The sequence below is a fragment of the Paraburkholderia sp. genome (assembly GCF_035948235.1).
Classification (GTDB): Bacteria; Pseudomonadota; Gammaproteobacteria; order Burkholderiales; family Burkholderiaceae; genus Paraburkholderia.
Map to the genome: position 1 here is coordinate 1 of NZ_DASZJJ010000152.1, position 17882 is coordinate 17882.

Sequence of the window (17882 nt, forward strand, 5' to 3'; positions counted from 1 at the left end):
TTTTTGGCCGGACGGGGTGTGGGATGCGGTTTTTGCGTGGCATAATCAATTCACAACGCAAGCCACCCCGCAGTCCAATTTATCCCCGCATATCATGGCAAAGACGCTCTACGACAAATTGTGGGACACCCATGTGGTCCACACGGAAGACGACGGTACGACGATCCTTTATATCGACCGTCATCTGCTGCATGAAGTCACCAGCCCGCAGGCTTTTGAAGGTCTGAAGCTGCACGAGCGTCCGGTGTGGCGCATCAGCGCGAACCTGGCGGTCTCCGACCACAACGTGCCCACGACGGATCGCAGCCACGGTATCGCCGACCCGGTTTCGAAGCTGCAGGTGGATACGCTCGATTCGAACTGCGACGCCTTTGGCATCACGCAATTCAAGATGAGCGACCAGCGTCAGGGCATCGTGCACATCGTCGGTCCGGAACAGGGCGCGACGCTGCCGGGCATGACGATCGTCTGCGGCGACTCGCACACGTCCACGCACGGCGCGTTTGGCGCGCTCGCGCACGGCATCGGCACCTCGGAAGTCGAGCACGTGCTGGCCACGCAGACGCTGCTGCAAAAGAAGAGCAAGAACATGCTCATCAAGGTGGAAGGCACGCTGCCGCGCGGCTGCACCGCCAAGGACATCGTGCTGGCCATCATCGGCAAGATCGGTACGGCGGGCGGCACGGGTTATGCCATGGAGTTCGGCGGTTCGATGATCCGCGGTCTCACCATGGAAGGCCGCATGACGGTCTGCAACATGGCGATCGAAGGCGGCGCGCGCGCCGGCATGGTCGCCGTGGACGACACCACGATCGAATACCTCAAGAACCGCCCGTACTCGCCGCAAGGCGCGGAGTGGGATCAGGCCGTCGAATACTGGAAGCAGTTCCGCACGGACGATGGCGCGCATTTCGACCGCGTGGTTGAACTGTCGGCCGCCGACATCGTTCCGCAAGTGACGTGGGGCACCTCGCCGGAAATGGTCGTGTCGATCGACGGCCGCGTGCCGGACCCCGAGCGCGAAAAAGACCCGGTCAAGCGCGACGCGATGGAACGCGCGCTGCAGTACATGGCGCTCGAACCCAACATGCCGATCGAGTCGATCAAGCCGGACAAGATTTTTATCGGTTCGTGCACCAACGCGCGTATCGAAGATCTGCGCTCGGCCGCTTACGTCGTGAAGAAGCTCGGTCGCCGCGTGGCTGCGAACGTGCGTCTGGCGATGGTCGTGCCGGGTTCGGGTCTAGTGAAGGCGCAGGCCGAACGCGAAGGTCTCGACAAGGTGTTCACGGATGCGGGCTTCGAATGGCGCGAGCCGGGCTGCTCGATGTGTCTGGCGATGAACGCCGACCGCCTCGAGCCGGGCGAGCGCTGCGCCTCCACCTCGAACCGCAATTTCGAGGGCCGTCAGGGCGCGGGCGGACGCACGCACCTGGTGAGCCCGGCCATGGCGGCCGCAGCGGCCATCGAAGGCCATTTCGTCGATATTCGCAAGCTCGGTTAATCGGTTAAGGCCACGAATCATGGAAAAATTTGTCGTACACACCGGCCTCGTTGCGCCGCTCGATCGCGAGAACGTGGACACGGACGCGATCATTCCGAAGCAGTTCCTCAAGTCGATCAAGCGCACCGGCTTCGGCCCGAACGCTTTCGACGAATGGCGTTACCTCGACCACGGCGAGCCGGGTCAGGACAACTCGAAGCGCCCGTTGAACCCGGACTTCGTGCTGAACCAGCCGCGCTATCAGGGCGCTTCGGTGCTGCTCACGCGCAAGAACTTCGGCTGCGGCAGCTCGCGCGAACACGCACCGTGGGCGCTCGACCAGTACGGCTTCCGCGCGATCATCGCGCCGAGCTTCGCGGACATCTTCTATAACAATTGCTTCAAGAACGGCCTGCTGCCTATCGTGCTGTCCGAAGCGGATGTCGATCATCTGTTCAACGAAACGTATGCCTTCAACGGTTTCGAACTGACGATCGATCTGGATCAACAGGTTGTGCGCACAACGGACGGATCGAAAACGTATCCGTTCGAAGTCGCCGCGTTCCGTCGTTACTGCCTCTTGAACGGCTTCGACGATATCGGCCTCACGCTGCGTCACGCCGACAAGATCCGTCAGTACGAAGCCGAGCGCATCGCGCGCCAGCCGTGGCTGAACAACCGCGTTATCTAAGTACCCATTCAGCGAGGAACACCAGGATGAAGATTGCAGTGCTGCCGGGCGACGGCATCGGTCCCGAGATCGTCAAGGAAGCCGTCAAGGTGCTGAACGCGCTCGACGAAAAGTTCGAGCTGGAAGAAGCGCCGGTTGGCGGCGCGGGTTACGAGGCCAGCGGCCATCCGCTGCCCGAAGCGACGCTGGCGCTTGCGAAGGCCGCCGATGCGATCCTGTTCGGCGCCGTGGGCGACTGGAAGTACGACTCGCTAGAACGCGCGCTGCGTCCTGAGCAGGCGATTCTGGGCCTGCGCAAGCACCTGGAACTGTTCGCGAACTTCCGCCCGGCGATCTGCTATCCGCAACTGACGGGCGCATCGTCGCTCAAGCCGGAAATCGTTTCGGGCCTCGACATCCTGATCGTGCGCGAACTGAACGGCGACATTTACTTCGGCCAGCCGCGCGGCACGCGCGAAGCGCCGGACGGCCTGTTCAAGGGCGCGCGCGAAGGTTTCGACACGATGCGCTATTCGGAACCCGAAGTGCGCCGTATCGCCCACGTCGCGTTCCAGGCCGCGCAAAAGCGCCAGAAGAAGCTGACGTCGGTGGATAAGGCCAACGTGCTGGAAACGTCGCAGTTCTGGCGCGACATCATGATCGATGTCTCGAAGGAATATGCGGACGTCGAGCTGTCGCACATGTACGTCGATAACGCGGCGATGCAACTGGTGAAGGCGCCCAAGGCGTTCGACGTGGTGGTCACGGGCAATATGTTCGGCGACATTCTTTCGGACGAAGCCGCAATGCTCACGGGCTCGATCGGCATGCTGCCGTCGGCCTCGCTCGACAAGAACAACAAGGGTCTGTACGAGCCGTCGCACGGTTCGGCGCCGGACATCGCGGGCAAGGGCATTGCCAATCCGCTCGCGACGATCCTCTCGGCGGCGATGATGCTGCGTTATTCGCTGGGCCGCGAAGAGCAGGCAGAGCGCATTGAAAACGCCGTGAAGAAGGTGCTCGAACAGGGCTACCGCACGGGCGACATCGTCACGCCGGACTGCAAGAAGGTGGGCACGGTGGAGATGGGCGACGCCGTGGTTGCGGCGCTGTAAAGCAGGACGAAAGGGCATGCCGTCGAAGGCGTGCCCTTTTTTATTCGGCGCGCAGGTTTCGGGTCTTTGAAACGTGCGCCGAACATAGCGGCAAGTGCGGTTTTTGCCGCGCAAATTAACTGTTTCGTGTATATTGCTTCGATGGCGACGATCTCCCCGATCACGACTGTTACGAACATCCACGGCGAAAAAACTGCCCGTGTGATTTCGCTCGCCATCACCACTAAAGCAACGAAAGCGATTACCAAAACGATCACCATTCGTTGATCGCTCGTCGTGTGCCCGCTCATCTTCCCCGCGCGGCCACGCCGGGCGAGCGAAGCGGGGAAGTGTCCATATCAAGGGTAAGTCATGAACGTAGGTCTCGTAGGTTGGCGCGGCATGGTCGGCAGCGTGCTGATGCAGCGCATGCAGGAAGAACGTGATTTCGACCTGATCGAACCGGTGTTTTTCAGCACCAGCAACGCAGGCGGCGCGGCTCCGTCGTTCGCCAAAAACGAGACGAAGCTCAAGGACGCGAACAGCGTCGACGAGCTGAAGAAGTGTGACGTCATCATCACCTGCCAGGGCGGCGACTACACCAACGAGGTGTATCCGAAGCTGCGCGCGGCGGGCTGGACCGGCTACTGGATCGACGCGGCTTCGTCGCTGCGCATGAAGGACGACGCGGTCATCATCCTCGACCCGGTCAACCTGGACGTCATCAAGGACGCGCTGGTCAAGGGCCAGAAGGACTTCGTGGGCGGCAACTGCACGGTCAGCCTGATGCTGATGGCGCTGGGCGGCCTGTTCCGCGAAAACCTCGTCGACTGGATGACGGCCATGACCTACCAGGCCGCTTCGGGCGCGGGCGCGCAGAACATGCGCGAACTGCTCTCGCAGATGGGCGCGCTCAACGCGGCGGTTGCGACCGATCTGGCGAACCCGTCGTCGGCGATTCTCGACATCGACCGCAAGGTGCTGGCCACCATGAACAGCGACGCGATGCCCACGAGCCAATTCGGCGTGCCGCTGGCCGGCTCGCTGATTCCGTGGATCGACAAGGATCTCGGCAACGGCATGTCGAAGGAAGAATGGAAGGGCGGCGCGGAAACCAACAAGATCCTCGGCAAGCCCGCGATGGGCCAGCCGGGTTCGATCCCGGTCGACGGTCTGTGCGTGCGTATCGGCGCGATGCGCTGCCACTCGCAGGCGCTCACGATCAAGCTGAAGAAGGACGTGCCGCTCGACGAGATCAACGGCATCCTCGCTTCGGCCAACGACTGGGTCAAGGTCGTGCCGAACGAACGTGAAGCGTCGATGCGCGATCTGTCGCCGGCACAGGTGACGGGCACGCTGTCGGTGCCGGTCGGTCGCCTGCGCAAGCTGGCGATGGGCGGCGAGTATCTGTCGGCGTTTACGGTCGGCGATCAGCTGCTGTGGGGCGCGGCTGAACCGCTGCGTCGCATGCTGCGGATTCTGCTGGACAAGTGAATGAATTAAACTACGCGGCTAATGACGCGTAGCCAGGCAAAAAGCGCCGCGCCAGTCGCGGCGCTTTTTTATTTTTCGCGGCCTCGGCGCATGGCCAGCGAGCCCGACCCCATGAATTCCCGTTTGATCGACCGCCGCGCGAGCGGCGTGCCAGGGCCTCTGATGACCGTTCGACTTGACTCTGTTCCCGCTGATCGGGGCACCCAAAACACCCAGGCGCGACGCGCCATGCAGGCTGCCGTGACCACGGCCGTGCTGGCGCTTGCCGGTGCGGCGCATGCCGCGACGCCGGCCAGCGCCGCGCCCGCTCAGGCCACGAGCGCCGCCGCTGCTGTCCCCGCTGCCGCTTCGGGCGCTTCCGAGGCTGCGCCTGCGCTGCCGGTGATCGGCCACTACACCGTGCATCCGGGCCAGTCGCTGCATGACGTAGCCGTCGACGTCACGCAGTCGCACGACAAGACGACGCTCGCGCGTGCGAGCCAGGCGCTGTTCGACGCCAATCCCAACGCGTTCATGAAGCATGATCCGAGCCGCCTGAAGGTGGGGGCGACGCTCGACGTGCCGGGTACGCCGGATATGGCGAGCGGGGCGTCGGGCGTGACGGCGGCTTCTGCGCCGGAGGCCAGCGCCTCGGCGGCGGCTTCCGCTTCGGTTGCAACGGCCAGCACGGCTGCCGCATCGGCTGTGGCTGTGGCGAACGCATCCGCGCCTGAGGCGGCTTCGAGTGCGGCCAGCGAGGCCATCGCTCCCGCGGCTTCGGCTGCGTCGGCCACAGCTAGCGCGCCCGCTGCGGCTGCGCCGTCCAGCGACGCGCATTCGTGGAGCGGCGCGGTACAGGTCGCGCCGTCCAGCGCGGTTGCCGCAACGCCGCCCGTCAAGGTTTCCAGCCTTCAGCAACTTCTCGCGCTCAAGAATCGCGTGCTGATGGCGCTACAGCACCACGGCAAGCCGGCGCAGGTCGCCGGTAGTGCCAGCGGCGCTTCGGCGGGCGTGCCAGGTGGCGCGGCTGCTGGTGGCGCGGCTGGCGCGAACGACGCGCAGCCCGAAGTGTTGCCGATCACGTGGGCCGTCGTCGCGGCGGTCCTGCTGGCCTTTGTCGCGCTGATCGTGCGTCTGCTCACGCGCAAGCGCCGCAAGGCCGTGCCCGTCGCGGACGCGCCGGTCGAGCAACCGCTCGCGCCCGCTGCGTACGCCGTAGCGCAAGAGCATGAAGCACACGAAGAAGCGACGCACGAAGCAACCCCGCTGACCCACTCTGTCACGGAGCACCCCGAGGCCGAGTCGCAGGCGCACAACCCGCAGCCCGACGCCGAACTCGACCACGCCGCTGATGCGGCGAGCCTGTCGGCTGCCGCCGAACTCGGCGCGGAGGCTCTCCCGCCGACGCTCTTCGAAGCGCCGCACGCCGAAACCACGGACGGTCCGGCCGAGCTCCACGCCGAGCGCACCGAGCACGGCACCCACCCGCACGGCGTCGAGCCGGGCGAGCCACAATCGCTGGCTGACGCGACGGACGCCGTGAGTTTTGCTGCCGCGGCCGAACTGGGCGCAGAGGCATTGCCGTCCGAAAGCGTCACCGGCGTACGCACGACCGGCGAAGCGGAAGAACTGGCGCGCGAAGCCGAAGCAGCCGGGACCGAAGCAGAAGCCAGCGCCGAACCGGCAAGCGACGAACCACAACTGCCCACGGCCCCGCATTCCACGACCGGCGCTGAAGTGCGCCCGATCGAGCTGACGATGCCGGGCGACGAAACCACACCCGCGCTCCACGAACCCGAATCGCACGCGAGTGCAGAGCCGGTCGCCGAAACGCAGCATGTCGAACCCGTAGTCCCCGCAGTTTCCGTAGAACAAGAAATGGCCCAACTGGAAGTACCGAAAGAGTTTCCGAAGTCCGCAGTAGACGCGCTTGGCAGCCTCGACATGCCGCTGCCGCCGCGCGTCGATGTCCCCGAATTCCCGTCCGGCGGCTTGCCCAGCTTCTCGCTGGGCAGCGAGCCGGTCGCCACGCCCGAGACGATCGCGCGTCAGTCGCTGCCGTTCGCCGAACCGCCCGCACCGCCGGTCGGCCAGGCCATCGAAGCCGGCACGGCCGGCTTTGGCTCGATCGCCGGCCTGGGCGCTGCCATGGGCACGTCGCCGGTCGGTGCGCCGCCGACGGGCGCGCCGCGCTTTGGCGCGCTCTCGCTCGACTTCGACCTGAACCTGCCGCCTGATTCCGCCGAGCCGCTGCCGGTCTTTACGCCGGAGCAACTCGGCCGCATCGCTCGCAACAAGCTGGATCTCGCGCACGAATACATCGAGCTGGGCGACCTCGCCGGCGCACGCGCGCTCATCAACGAAGTGATCGAGTCGAACGACCACGCCACGCGCGCCGACGCGCAGGCGCTGTTGTCCACGCTCTCGCCGCTGTCCTGAGCGCCGCCTGCCGTATGCGTATCGCGCTTGGAATCCAGTACGACGGGGCCGCGTTCTGCGGCTGGCAATCGCAGCCGCACGGCAAGACCGTGCAGGACGCGCTCGAACGCGCCCTGCGTGAGTTCGCCTGCGTGCCGCTGTCCACGGTGGTCGCGGGCCGCACGGATACGGGTGTGCATGGTCTCGGCCAGGTCGTTCACTTCGACACGGAACTCGACCGCACGCCGTTCTCGTGGGTGCGCGGCACCAACGCGTTCCTGCCCTCGACCGTGGCGGTGCAATGGGCGAAGCCGATGCCCGACACTTTCCACGCGCGCTTCGCGGCCTTCGAGCGCACCTACTACTACGCGCTTTACGTGAACGCGGTGCGCTCGCCGATGCTGGCGGCGCGCGCGGGCTGGATCCACACGCCGCTCGACGTCGATGCGATGCGCGAAGCGGCCCAATGCCTGATCGGCCAGCATGATTTTTCGGCGTTCCGCTCGTCGGAGTGCCAGTCGAAAACGCCGGTCAAGCATCTCTATCAGATCGATATCCGGCCGCAGGGAGACTTCATCCACTTCCGCTTTCGCGCTAACGCCTTCCTGCATCACATGGTGCGCAACCTGATGGGTTGCCTCGTGGCGGTGGGGCGCGGTCGCTATCCGCCGTCCTGGATGGCCGAGGTGCTGGCGGGGCTCGATCGCGGCAAGGCCGCGCCGACCTTCATGCCCGACGGCCTGTATCTCGCTCAGGTAGGTTATCCTGACGAGTTCGGCGTTCCTGCTGCGCACACGGCCAGCGTGCCGTGGAGCACGGTGTGGAGCGACGCGGTGTGATTGGCCGTGCGTTGCGGTCAATTGCCCGCATCTTGCATTCATATTCGCCGATTCCACCGTCAATCAATACGATAATTTCGAGCCACCAGTCATGACGTCAGTCGAGCCAACCGTCGCCGGGCATCGTACCCGCATCAAGCTCTGTGGGCTTTCGACGCCCGAAGCGGTCGCGCACGCCATCGACCTTGGCGCCGACGCCATCGGTCTCGTGTTCTATCCGCCCAGCGCGCGTTCGGTGAGCGTGGCGCAGGCGGTCGAACTGACGCACGATATTCCGCCGTTTGTTTCGGTGGTGGGGCTGTTTGTGAACGCCACGCCGCAGTGGATCAGCGAAGTGGCGAGCAACGTCTCGCTCACGCTCCTGCAGTTCCACGGCGACGAAACGCCGCGCCAGTGCGAGGCGCTGGCGGCCGTTGCCGGTTTGCCCTGGTTGCGGGCGCTGCGAGTGGCGGCGGATACTCAACCGGCCGATTTGATAGAATCGGCGAATAGTTATTCATCAGCCAGCGGCCTGCTTTTCGACACTCATGTCGATGGCTACGGCGGCGGCGGGAAGGTTTTCGATTGGTCACTTATCCCCGCAGGGCTCGCGCGTCGGGCCGTTTTGAGTGGTGGCTTGAACGCGCAAAACGTCGGTGATGCGATTCGCCAGGTGCGTCCGTTCGCCGTCGATGTCTCCAGTGGCATCGAGGTCGAGGGCGCGAAGGGCGTGAAGGATCACGCCCGCATGGCGGCGTTCGTGCGCGCAGTGCGCGAAGCGGACGCGGGATAATTTCTTTGGCCAGCCAGCCCTTGCGCAACGCAAGGCGCCCCGGTTGGCGGAGCGAGTGACTTATGTACAATTTGCCCGATGAACGCGGCCATTTCGGCCAATATGGCGGCGTGTTCGCTGCCGAAACCCTGATGCAGGCGATCGAGGAACTGCGCGTGGCTTACGCGAAGTTCAAGGACGATCCCGACTTTGTTGCTGAATATCAGCGCGAGTTGAAGCATTTTGTCGGCCGGCCATCGCCGATCTATCACGCGCAACGCTGGAGCGAGCTGGTTGGCGGCGCGCAGATCTATCTCAAGCGCGAAGACCTGAACCACACCGGCGCCCACAAGGTGAACAACGTGATCGGCCAGGCGCTGCTGGCTCGCCGCATGGGCAAGCCGCGCGTGATCGCCGAAACCGGCGCGGGCCAGCACGGCGTGGCCACGGCTACCATCGCGGCGCGCTTCGGCATGGAATGCGTGGTCTACATGGGCGCGGAAGACGTGCGCCGCCAGGCCGCCAACGTCTACCGCATGAAGCTGCTGGGCGCGACAGTCGTGCCGGTCGAATCCGGCTCGCGCACGCTCAAGGACGCGCTCAACGAAGCGATGCGCGACTGGGTCACCAACGTCGAAAACACCTTCTACATCATCGGCACCGTGGCGGGGCCGCACCCGTACCCGATGATGGTGCGCGACTTCCAGCGCGTGATCGGCGACGAATGCCGCGTGCAGATGCCCGAAATGACGGGGCGCCAGCCCGACGCCGTGATCGCCTGCGTGGGCGGCGGATCGAATGCGATGGGGATCTTTTACCCGTATATCGACGATAGTTCGGTGCAGTTGATTGGCGTGGAACCGGCCGGCGACGGCATGGAAACGGGCCGTCACGCCGCGTCGCTGGCAGCTGGCACGCCGGGCGTGCTGCACGGCAACCGTACCTACCTGCTGCAGGACGAGAACGGCCAGATCATCGAAACGCATTCGGTTTCGGCGGGCCTCGACTACCCGGGCGTCGGTCCCGAGCACGCGTGGCTCAAGGACAGCGTCCGCGCGCAGTACGTGACCGTCGACGACGAGGAAGCGCTCAAGGCATTCCACGACTGCTGCCGCATTGAAGGCATCATCCCGGCGCTCGAATCGAGCCACGCGCTCGCGTACGCGGCGAAGCTCGCGCCGACGCTGCCCAAGGACAAGGTTCTGCTGGTGAACCTGTCGGGCCGCGGCGACAAGGACATGCACACGGTCGCTGAGCGATCGGGCATTCAGTTCTGAGCGCCCGGAGCGATACGACCGATGCGTGACGAGTTCGACGAGCCGGAAATGCCGGCGCCCGTGAGTGAAGTGATGAGCAATCCCGCCGCCGAAGAAGTGGCGGCGCAGCCGCTCGCCTTGCCCACGGTGCCCGACACAATCCGGCTCCTGAACCGCGATTTTCTGACCGATGCGGCGAACCTGCCCGATGCCTCGATCGACCTGATCGTCGCCGATCCGCCTTACGGGCTCGGCAAGGACTACGGGAACGACTCCGACATGCGTTCGGGCGAGGACTTCCTCTCCTGGACCTATGAGTGGCTGGACCTGGCTATCCCCAAGCTCAAGCCCAGCGGCTCGCTTTACGTGTTTTGCACCTGGCAGTACGCGCCCGAGATCTTCGTCTATCTGAAGTCGAAAATGACGATGATTAACGAGATCGTCTGGGATCGTCGCGTTCCCAGCATGGGCGGCACGACTCGCCGCTTTACCTCGGTGCATGACAACATCGGTTTCTTCGCGGTATCGAAGGATTACTACTTCGATCTCGATCCCGTCCGCATCCCGTACGATGCCGCCACGAAGAAGGCGCGTTCGCGCAAGTTGTTCGAAGGCAGCAAGTGGCTGGAGCTTGGCTATAACCCCAAAGACGTCTGGTCCGTTTCGCGGCTGCATCGCCAGCACGCGGAACGCGTCGATCACCCGACCCAGAAGCCTCTGGAAATTGTCGAGCGCATGGTGCTCGCGAGCTGCCCGCCGGGTGGCCGCGTGCTGGACCCGTTCATGGGCAGCGGCACCACGGCAGTCGCCTGCGCGCGTCAGAAGCGCGAATTCGTCGGCTATGAAATCAATGAAAGTTACTGCGCGATCGCGCGCGAACGCGTGAGTCTGGCCGCTGTTGCGGCCCCCGCGTCCGTTGCGCCCGCGACCGTTGCGGCGAGCGCCTGAAGCGCGCCGTCGGCGTTCGCGCCGCGCAGTATCACCGAATCTGAGGACCCTGAAATGTCCCGCATCAAGAGCAAATTCGAGGCGCTCGCCGCCTCCGGCAAGAAAGGCCTGATCCCGTTCATGACGGCAGGCGACCCCGATCCGGCCCGCACCGTCGAGTTCATGCATGCGCTCGCCGCCGGCGGCGCCGACGTGATCGAACTGGGTGTGCCGTTTTCCGATCCGATGGCCGACGGCCCGGTGATCCAGCAGTCGTCGGAGCGCGCGCTCGCCAAGGGCGTCACGCTCAAGAGCGTGCTGGCCGACGTCAAGCGCTTCCGCGAAACCGATAACGCCACGCCCGTCGTGCTGATGGGCTACGCCAACCCGATCGAACGCATGGGCGCTGAAGCCTTCGCCGCTGCCGCGCAGGAAGCAGGCGTGGACGGCGTGCTGGTGGTGGACTATCCGCCCGAGGAATCGGTGGAGTTCGCCGCGAAGATGAAGGCCGCCGACATCGACCCGATCTTCCTGCTCGCGCCCACCTCGACCGACGAGCGCATCGCGGAAGTTGGCCGCATGGCCAGTGGCTACGTCTATTACGTGTCGCTCAAGGGCGTGACGGGCGCCGCGAATCTGGACGTGGCGAGCATCGCGAGTAAAATCCCGGCGATCAAGGCGCGCGTGCCGCTGCCCGTTGGCGTGGGCTTCGGTATTCGCGACGCGCAGACCGCCGCCGCGGTGGCTGAAGTGTCCGACGCCGTGGTGATCGGCAGCCGCATCGTGCAGCTGCTCCAGCAGGCCGCGCCCGACACCGCAGCAGATTCGCTTACGCAATTTATCGCCGACATTCGGACCGCGCTCGACGCGGTTTCGGACAAAGGCAGGTGAGCGAGAAATAAGACTGCTGTAAAATCCAGTTTTCGCCATGCGCGGTCGGGGTCAGAACCCGGTCGAAATGACAGCCGTATAGAACCGGCCGCCGCGCCCGCGCATCACGATTGAAGGAAGAAACAACATGAGCTGGCTCGATAAACTGCTGCCGCCCAAGATCAAGCAAACCGATCCGAAAAGCCGCAAGAGCATTCCGGAAGGTCTGTGGATCAAGTGCCCCTCGTGCGAAGCGGTGCTGTACCGCAACGACGTGGAAGCAAACCTCCACGTCTGCCCGAAGTGCGACCACCACATGCGCATCAACGCGCGTGAACGTCTGGACGGTCTGCTCGATCCGGAAGGCCGCTATGAAATCGGCCAGGAGATCGTGCCGGTCGACGCGCTGAAGTTCAAGGACAGCCGCAAGTACCCGGACCGTATCAAGGAAGCGATGGACGACACCGGCGAAACCGACGCCATGGTCGTCATGGGCGGCGCGATCCACACGCTGCCTTGCGTGGTCGCCTGCTTCGAGTTCTCGTTCATGGGCGGCTCGATGGGTTCGGTGGTCGGCGAGCGTTTCGCACGCGGCGCGCAGAACGCGCTCGAGCAACAAGTGCCGTTCATCTGCTTCACCGCTTCGGGCGGCGCGCGCATGCAGGAAAGCCTGCTGTCGCTCATGCAGATGGCCAAGACCACGGCCATGCTGACCAAGCTCTCGGAAGCCAAGCTGCCGTTCATCTCCGTGCTGACCGACCCGACCATGGGTGGCGTGTCGGCGAGCTTCGCGTTCCTGGGCGACGTGGTGATCGCCGAGCCGAAGGCGCTGATCGGCTTCGCCGGCCCGCGCGTGATCGAGCAGACGGTGCGCGAGAAGCTGCCGGAAGGCTTCCAGCGTTCGGAATTCCTGCTGCAGAAGGGCGCGATCGACATGATCGTCGACCGCCGCAAGCTGCGCGAGGAAATCGCCCAGCTGATGGCAATCATGCAACGCCAGCCCGCCGACGCGGTGGCCTGAGCCGATCAGGATGGAACGCGCGGAACTTCATGATTCCGCGCCGTGTCAGACGCGCCGCGAGCGAAAGCAAGCGGCGCGTTGTCATTTCCGCGATAATGCCGTGTTTTCGTAGCTGACTCGTCGGCTACGCCGCATTGATCCACTCGCGCTGCACTGTCCGATAATCCCGAAATCGTCCCGATGAGTACCTTTCCCACCCTCGACGCGTGGCTCACGCATCTCGAAACCGCGCATCCGGTTGGCATCGACATGGGCCTTGGCCGCATCAGCCAGGTCAAGGACGCGCTGAACCTGAAGTTCGCCTGTCCGATCTTCACGGTCGGCGGCACCAACGGGAAGGGCTCGACCTGCGCGATTCTGGAAACGATTCTGCTGAAGGCCGGCTATCACGTCGGCTGTCATACGTCGCCGCACCTGCTGTCGTTCAACGAGCGCGCACGCATCGACGGCCAGCAGGCCAGCGACGCCGATCTGCTGCCGCATTTCGAAGCCGTGGAGGCCGCGCGTAACTCGCTGGCCACGCCGGTGTCGCTCACGTATTTCGAATTCACGACGCTGGCGATCATGCATCTGTTCGCCTCGCGCGGGCTCGACGCCGTGATCTTCGAAGTGGGTCTGGGTGGGCGTCTGGACGCGGTGAACATCCTCGATGCCGATTGCGCGATTGTGACCAGCATCGACCTCGATCACACCGAATACCTCGGCGATACGCGCGAGAAGATCGCCTTCGAGAAGGCCGGCATCTTCCGCGCGGGCCGTCCGGCGATCTGCTCCGACCCGCTGCCGCCGCAAACGCTGATCGATCATGCAGAAGCGATCGGCGCTGAACTGTGGCTCTTCGGCCGCGATTTCCGCTATGAAGGCGCGCCCGGCAACGAGCGTCAGCAATGGAGCTACGTTGGTCCGACGCAACGCCGCTCGGCGCTTGCGTATCCGGCGCTGCGCGGCGCGAATCAACTGATCAATACCTCGGCGGCGCTGGCGGCGCTGGAGTCGATGCGCGACCGTTTGCCGGTGTCGGCGCAGGACATTCGTCTGGGTCTCGCCAACGTCGAACTGCCGGGCCGCTTCCAGGTGCTGCCGGGCAAGCCCGCGATCATTTTCGACGTGGGCCACAATCCGCACGCGGCGGCGGTGCTCGGGCAAAATCTCGGCAGCATGGGCTATTTTCCGTACACGTACGCGGTTTTTGGCGCCATGCGCGACAAAGACATCGCGGGCGTGATCGGCCACCTGAAGGGCGAGGTCGACCACTGGTGCGTGACCGGCCTGCCGGGTCCGCGCGCGGCATCGGCGCAGGAACTGGAGGATGTGCTGCGCGAAGCCGGGGTCGAAGACGGCGACGACAGCAGCGTCACCCGCTATGAAACGCCCGCCGAGGCGTTTCAAGAAGCGCTAAAACGGGCTACCGAAAATGATAGAATCGTTGTTTTCGGGAGTTTTCTGACAGTCGCCGGCGTCATGGCCTGGCGGAAGTCACAGCAGCACTGATCGCGCGGCATCCTGCAAGCCGCCACGCACAGGCAAAAAGCAGCCATACATGGGAATTTTCTCGTTCGGCAAGAAAGACGACGCGCCCCGCCGACGCGGTGCCGAAGCGGGCTCCACCACCCGGCGGAGCAGTCAGAACACGCGCGTGGAGCGGCGTAGCCGCCGGCCGGACCGCACGCGCGATGCCGAGGCGATGCTCCTCGATCCCACGTTGCCCGAAAAGCAGCGCGCGCGCCGCCGCCTCGTGGGCGCGATCGCGCTCGTGCTGGCCGCCATCGTGATCCTGCCGATGGTGCTGGATTCCCATCCGAAGCCCGTCACCGACGACATCGCCATCGACATTCCGAGTCACCCCGCGCCGCAGAACGCCGCGCGCGACGACGAGGACACCCAGGCGGGTGTCGCACCCGACAATCCTGCCGCGCCGGAAGCGGCGCTGGGTGCGTCGGGTCTTGCGGCGGCAAGCAGCGCCAATGCGCCTGCCCAGAGCAAGCAATCCGCACCAGCGGGGCAAGCGACGAAATCCGCTCAAGTCGCGCCGGCCGCGCCGTCGAAACCCGCGCCTGCCGCACAGGCGCAGACGCCGGCTACTCAATCGACGACCCAATCGACTCAAGCCGCCCAGGCGCCGAAGGCCGCAGCGCCCGCTGCCAGGCCGGCTGCGACCGAAGCCTCGAACGACAGCGACGCTGGCACGCCAGCCGCTCCGCCGGGTGCGCGCTTTGCCGTGCAGCTCGGCGCGTTCCCGGACGCCGCCGCCGCCAATCGCTGGGTCACCAAGTTGAAAGCTGCGGGCGTACCCGCATATACCGAACAGCGCAAGGAAACCGACGGCTCCACACGCACCCTGTTGCGCGCGGGACCGTTCCCGGACCGCGCGGCCGCCTCTGAGGCGATCGCGAAGGTGCGCGGCGCGGGCCTGGCGTCCGGTTCGAACGGCAACGCCGAATAAGCCGTCGATGTTCACGGCATTCGACTACGCTGTAATGGCGGTAATTGGTCTGTCCGCGCTGCGTGGCGCGTGGCGTGGCTTTATCGGCGAGATTTTCGGGTTGATTGGCTGGATCGCGGCGTTCATTGTGGGATGCCGTTTTGTGGATCGCGTGGTGCCCTTCATTCCGGCGAACTGGCCGGGCGGGGCGCTGACCCAGTGGCTGATCGCCTTCGCGTTGATCGTGATCGCCGTGGTGCTGGTGGCAGGCGTGGGTAACGCCGTGCTGAGCCGGCTCGTGCAGGTGAGCGGATTGTCCGGTGTGGACCGCTCGCTTGGGATGCTGTTTGGCCTCGTGCGAGGCGTCGTGCTGGTGCTGATTCTCGTCGTCCTTGCGGGACTGACCGAGCTGCCCCAGCAGGACTTCTGGCGCAAGGCGCTGCTGCGGCCCTATGCCGAGCAGGGCGTGCACGAGCTGAAACCGCTGTTGCCCGAAACGCTCGCGTCCTACGTTCACGTCTGATCAGAAGCTGATCGCGTGACGCAGGCCCGGCCCGAAGACAAGTACTGCCCCTTCGCGGCGCTTTGCGCCGGCTCTGCCGGCCGCCGTCACCGCGTCGTTACCGATTTCGCTTTTTTGAAGGACCTGCCATGTGCGGCATCGTAGGCGTAGTTTCCCGTTCTCCCGTCAACCAGCTCCTCTATGACGCGTTGCTGCTCCTGCAGCATCGTGGCCAGGACGCGGCCGGCATCGCCACCGCGAACGGCAGCACGTTCCATATGCACAAGGCCAACGGCATGGTGCGGGACGTGTTCCGCACGCGCAACATGCGGAGCCTCCCCGGCAACAGCGGCATCGGCCAGGTGCGTTATCCGACGGCCGGCTCGGCGTCGAGCGAAGAAGAAGCCCAGCCGTTCTACGTGAACGCGCCCTTCGGCATCGTGCTCGCCCACAACGGCAATCTCACCAACTGGCAACAGTTGAAGGAAGAGATGTTCCGTGTGGACCGCCGCCACATCAACACCCGTTCCGACACCGAAGTGCTGCTCAACGTGCTCGCGCACGAAGTGCAGCTCGCCAGCACCGGCCTTGAACTCGACCCGGCTGCGCTCTTCAAGGCTGTCTCGGGCGTGCATCGCCGTCTGCGCGGCTCGTACGCGATCGTCTCGCTGATCGCCGGCTACGGCCTGCTCGCGTTCCGCGACCCGTTCGGCATCCGTCCGCTGTGTATCGGCAAGCAGGAAACGCCGGAAGGCACGGAATGGATGCTGGCTTCGGAATCGGTGGCGCTCGAAGGCATTGGCTTCGAATTCGTGCGCGACGTGCGCCCCGGCGAAGCGGTGTTCATCGACTTCGAAGGTAACTTCCACGCGCAACAATGCGCGGTCACGCCCAAGCTCAACCCCTGTATCTTCGAACTCGTGTACCTCGCGCGTCCGGATTCGGTGCTCGACGGCGTGCCGGTCTACAACGCGCGTCTGCGCATGGGCGACTATCTCGCCGAGAAGATCCAGCGCGAACTGCCCGACGTGAAGATCGACGTGGTGATGCCGATTCCCGATTCGTCGCGTCCCGCGGCGATGCAGGTGGCCAACAAGCTGGGCGTGGAATACCGCGAAGGCTTCTTCAAGAATCGCTATGTGGGCCGCACCTTCATCATGCCGGGCCAGGCGATGCGCAAGAAGTCGGTGCGCCAGAAGCTCAACGCCATGGGCATCGAGTTCAAGGGCAAGAACGTCCTGATCATCGACGATTCGATCGTGCGCGGCACCACCTCGCAGGAAATCGTGCAGATGGCGCGCGACGCAGGCGCGACCAAGGTGATCTTCGCTTCGGCGGCGCCGCCCGTGAAATTCCCGAACGTGTACGGCATCGACATGCCTACGCGCGGCGAACTGGTGGCGCATGGCCGCACGGATGAAGAAGTCGCGCGCATCATCGGCGCCGACTACCTCGTCTATCAGGACGTGGAGTCGCTCAAGAAGGCCGTGCGCGACATCAACCCGGAACTGGGCGACTTCGAAGCCTCCTGCTTCGACGGCGAGTACATCACCGGCGACATCACCAGCGCCTACCTCGACAACATCGAGGCCGCGCGTCTTGCGCCGCAATCGCAGTCGGATCGCGATGCTGCGAGCGATGCACAGGACGGCGGCACGCGTTCGCAACTGCACCTGCAACTGTCGGTGGAGTGATGGACGACGCCAGGCGTGCCGCGTGCAGCCTGGCGTGTGATTTCGAAAGCCCGTTTTTGCCGATGCAGAAGCGGGCTTTTTTGCGTCTGTGCGCCGGGCGATAAAATGCCTTCTTTCAGGCCATTTTCTTTTTCCTGGGTGAGTGCATCATGGCGGTGATTCGTGGCTTGTTTGTCTATCCGGTGAAATCGTGCGGCGCGATCGCGCTCGATCACGCGCAGCTCGAAACGCAAGGGCTGATGTGGGATCGGCACTGGATGGTTGTGGACGCAACGGGCCGATTCGTCTCGCAGCGTGAATATGCCGCGATGGCGCGCGTCGTGCCGGCCTTCGTGGAGGAAGGCGTGCAGCTCACGATGGAAGGCATCGAAACGGCGTTGACGCTGCCGTTTGAGCCGCGCGGCAACGAAGCGCGCGTGAACGCCACGGTCTGGAAAGACACTTTCGATGCGCTCGACTAAG

Annotated in this window: 17 protein-coding genes; all 17 read left to right on the plus strand. The window is 64.7% G+C overall.

Annotated elements, in window-relative coordinates:
- Nucleotides 1-94: 94 nt before the first annotated feature.
- The 17 genes from leuC to VG320_RS13720 all read left to right on the plus strand — a co-directional run bounded on the left by leuC (nt 95) and on the right by VG320_RS13720 (nt 17881).
- Nucleotides 95-1504 (plus strand): 3-isopropylmalate dehydratase large subunit, encoded by a 1410-nt coding sequence (leuC, locus tag VG320_RS13640; RefSeq protein WP_327200636.1) that lies wholly within the window; start codon nt 95-97, stop codon nt 1502-1504.
- Between the two features lie 19 nt (nt 1505-1523).
- Nucleotides 1524-2174: a 3-isopropylmalate dehydratase small subunit gene (gene leuD / locus VG320_RS13645; RefSeq protein ID WP_327200637.1), complete on the plus strand. Its 651-nt coding sequence runs from the start codon at nt 1524-1526 to the stop codon at nt 2172-2174.
- Between the two features lie 26 nt (nt 2175-2200).
- Nucleotides 2201-3268 carry a 3-isopropylmalate dehydrogenase gene (gene leuB / locus VG320_RS13650; protein WP_327200638.1) on the plus strand — a complete coding sequence of 356 codons (1068 nt, stop codon included), beginning with the start codon at nt 2201-2203 and terminating at the stop codon, nt 3266-3268.
- Nucleotides 3269-3334: 66 nt separating this feature from the next.
- Entirely contained in the window at nt 3335-3535 is a 201-nt protein-coding gene (locus VG320_RS13655) for a hypothetical protein (protein WP_327200639.1), read from the plus strand.
- Between the two features lie 84 nt (nt 3536-3619).
- On the plus strand, nt 3620-4741 hold the full coding sequence (gene asd, locus VG320_RS13660; protein WP_327200640.1) for an aspartate-semialdehyde dehydrogenase: 1122 nt from the start codon (nt 3620-3622) through the stop codon (nt 4739-4741).
- A gap of 228 nt (nt 4742-4969) precedes the next feature.
- On the plus strand, nt 4970-7159 hold the full coding sequence (locus tag VG320_RS13665; protein WP_327200642.1) for a FimV/HubP family polar landmark protein: 2190 nt from the start codon (nt 4970-4972) through the stop codon (nt 7157-7159).
- 14 nt (nt 7160-7173) lie between these two features.
- Nucleotides 7174-7977, plus strand: a complete 804-nt coding sequence (truA, locus tag VG320_RS13670) for a tRNA pseudouridine(38-40) synthase TruA (protein WP_327200643.1) — start codon at nt 7174-7176, stop codon at nt 7975-7977.
- Nucleotides 7978-8068: 91 nt separating this feature from the next.
- The gene (locus VG320_RS13675; RefSeq protein WP_327200644.1) at nt 8069-8749 is read left to right on the plus strand and encodes a phosphoribosylanthranilate isomerase; all 681 of its coding nucleotides are present in this window, start codon (nt 8069-8071) and stop codon (nt 8747-8749) included.
- Between the two features lie 62 nt (nt 8750-8811).
- Entirely contained in the window at nt 8812-10005 is a 1194-nt protein-coding gene (gene trpB / locus VG320_RS13680) for a tryptophan synthase subunit beta (RefSeq protein WP_327200645.1), read from the plus strand.
- A gap of 21 nt (nt 10006-10026) precedes the next feature.
- Nucleotides 10027-10932, plus strand: a complete 906-nt coding sequence (locus VG320_RS13685) for a site-specific DNA-methyltransferase (protein ID WP_327200646.1) — start codon at nt 10027-10029, stop codon at nt 10930-10932.
- A gap of 54 nt (nt 10933-10986) precedes the next feature.
- Nucleotides 10987-11802, plus strand: a complete 816-nt coding sequence (gene trpA / locus VG320_RS13690; protein WP_327200647.1) for a tryptophan synthase subunit alpha — start codon at nt 10987-10989, stop codon at nt 11800-11802.
- Nucleotides 11803-11929: 127 nt separating this feature from the next.
- Nucleotides 11930-12802, plus strand: a complete 873-nt coding sequence (accD, locus tag VG320_RS13695; protein WP_103703242.1) for an acetyl-CoA carboxylase, carboxyltransferase subunit beta — start codon at nt 11930-11932, stop codon at nt 12800-12802.
- A gap of 180 nt (nt 12803-12982) precedes the next feature.
- On the plus strand, nt 12983-14293 hold the full coding sequence (gene folC / locus VG320_RS13700; RefSeq protein ID WP_327200648.1) for a bifunctional tetrahydrofolate synthase/dihydrofolate synthase: 1311 nt from the start codon (nt 12983-12985) through the stop codon (nt 14291-14293).
- A gap of 49 nt (nt 14294-14342) precedes the next feature.
- On the plus strand, nt 14343-15245 hold the full coding sequence (locus VG320_RS13705) for an SPOR domain-containing protein (RefSeq protein WP_327200649.1): 903 nt from the start codon (nt 14343-14345) through the stop codon (nt 15243-15245).
- Nucleotides 15246-15252: 7 nt separating this feature from the next.
- Nucleotides 15253-15747, plus strand: a complete 495-nt coding sequence (locus tag VG320_RS13710; protein ID WP_103703245.1) for a CvpA family protein — start codon at nt 15253-15255, stop codon at nt 15745-15747.
- A gap of 128 nt (nt 15748-15875) precedes the next feature.
- Nucleotides 15876-17420, plus strand: coding sequence for an amidophosphoribosyltransferase (gene purF, locus VG320_RS13715; RefSeq protein WP_327200650.1), 1545 nt, complete (start codon nt 15876-15878; stop codon nt 17418-17420).
- Nucleotides 17421-17569: 149 nt separating this feature from the next.
- Nucleotides 17570-17881 carry an MOSC domain-containing protein gene (locus VG320_RS13720; RefSeq protein WP_327200651.1) on the plus strand — a complete coding sequence of 104 codons (312 nt, stop codon included), beginning with the start codon at nt 17570-17572 and terminating at the stop codon, nt 17879-17881.
- Nucleotide 17882 lies beyond the last annotated feature (1 nt).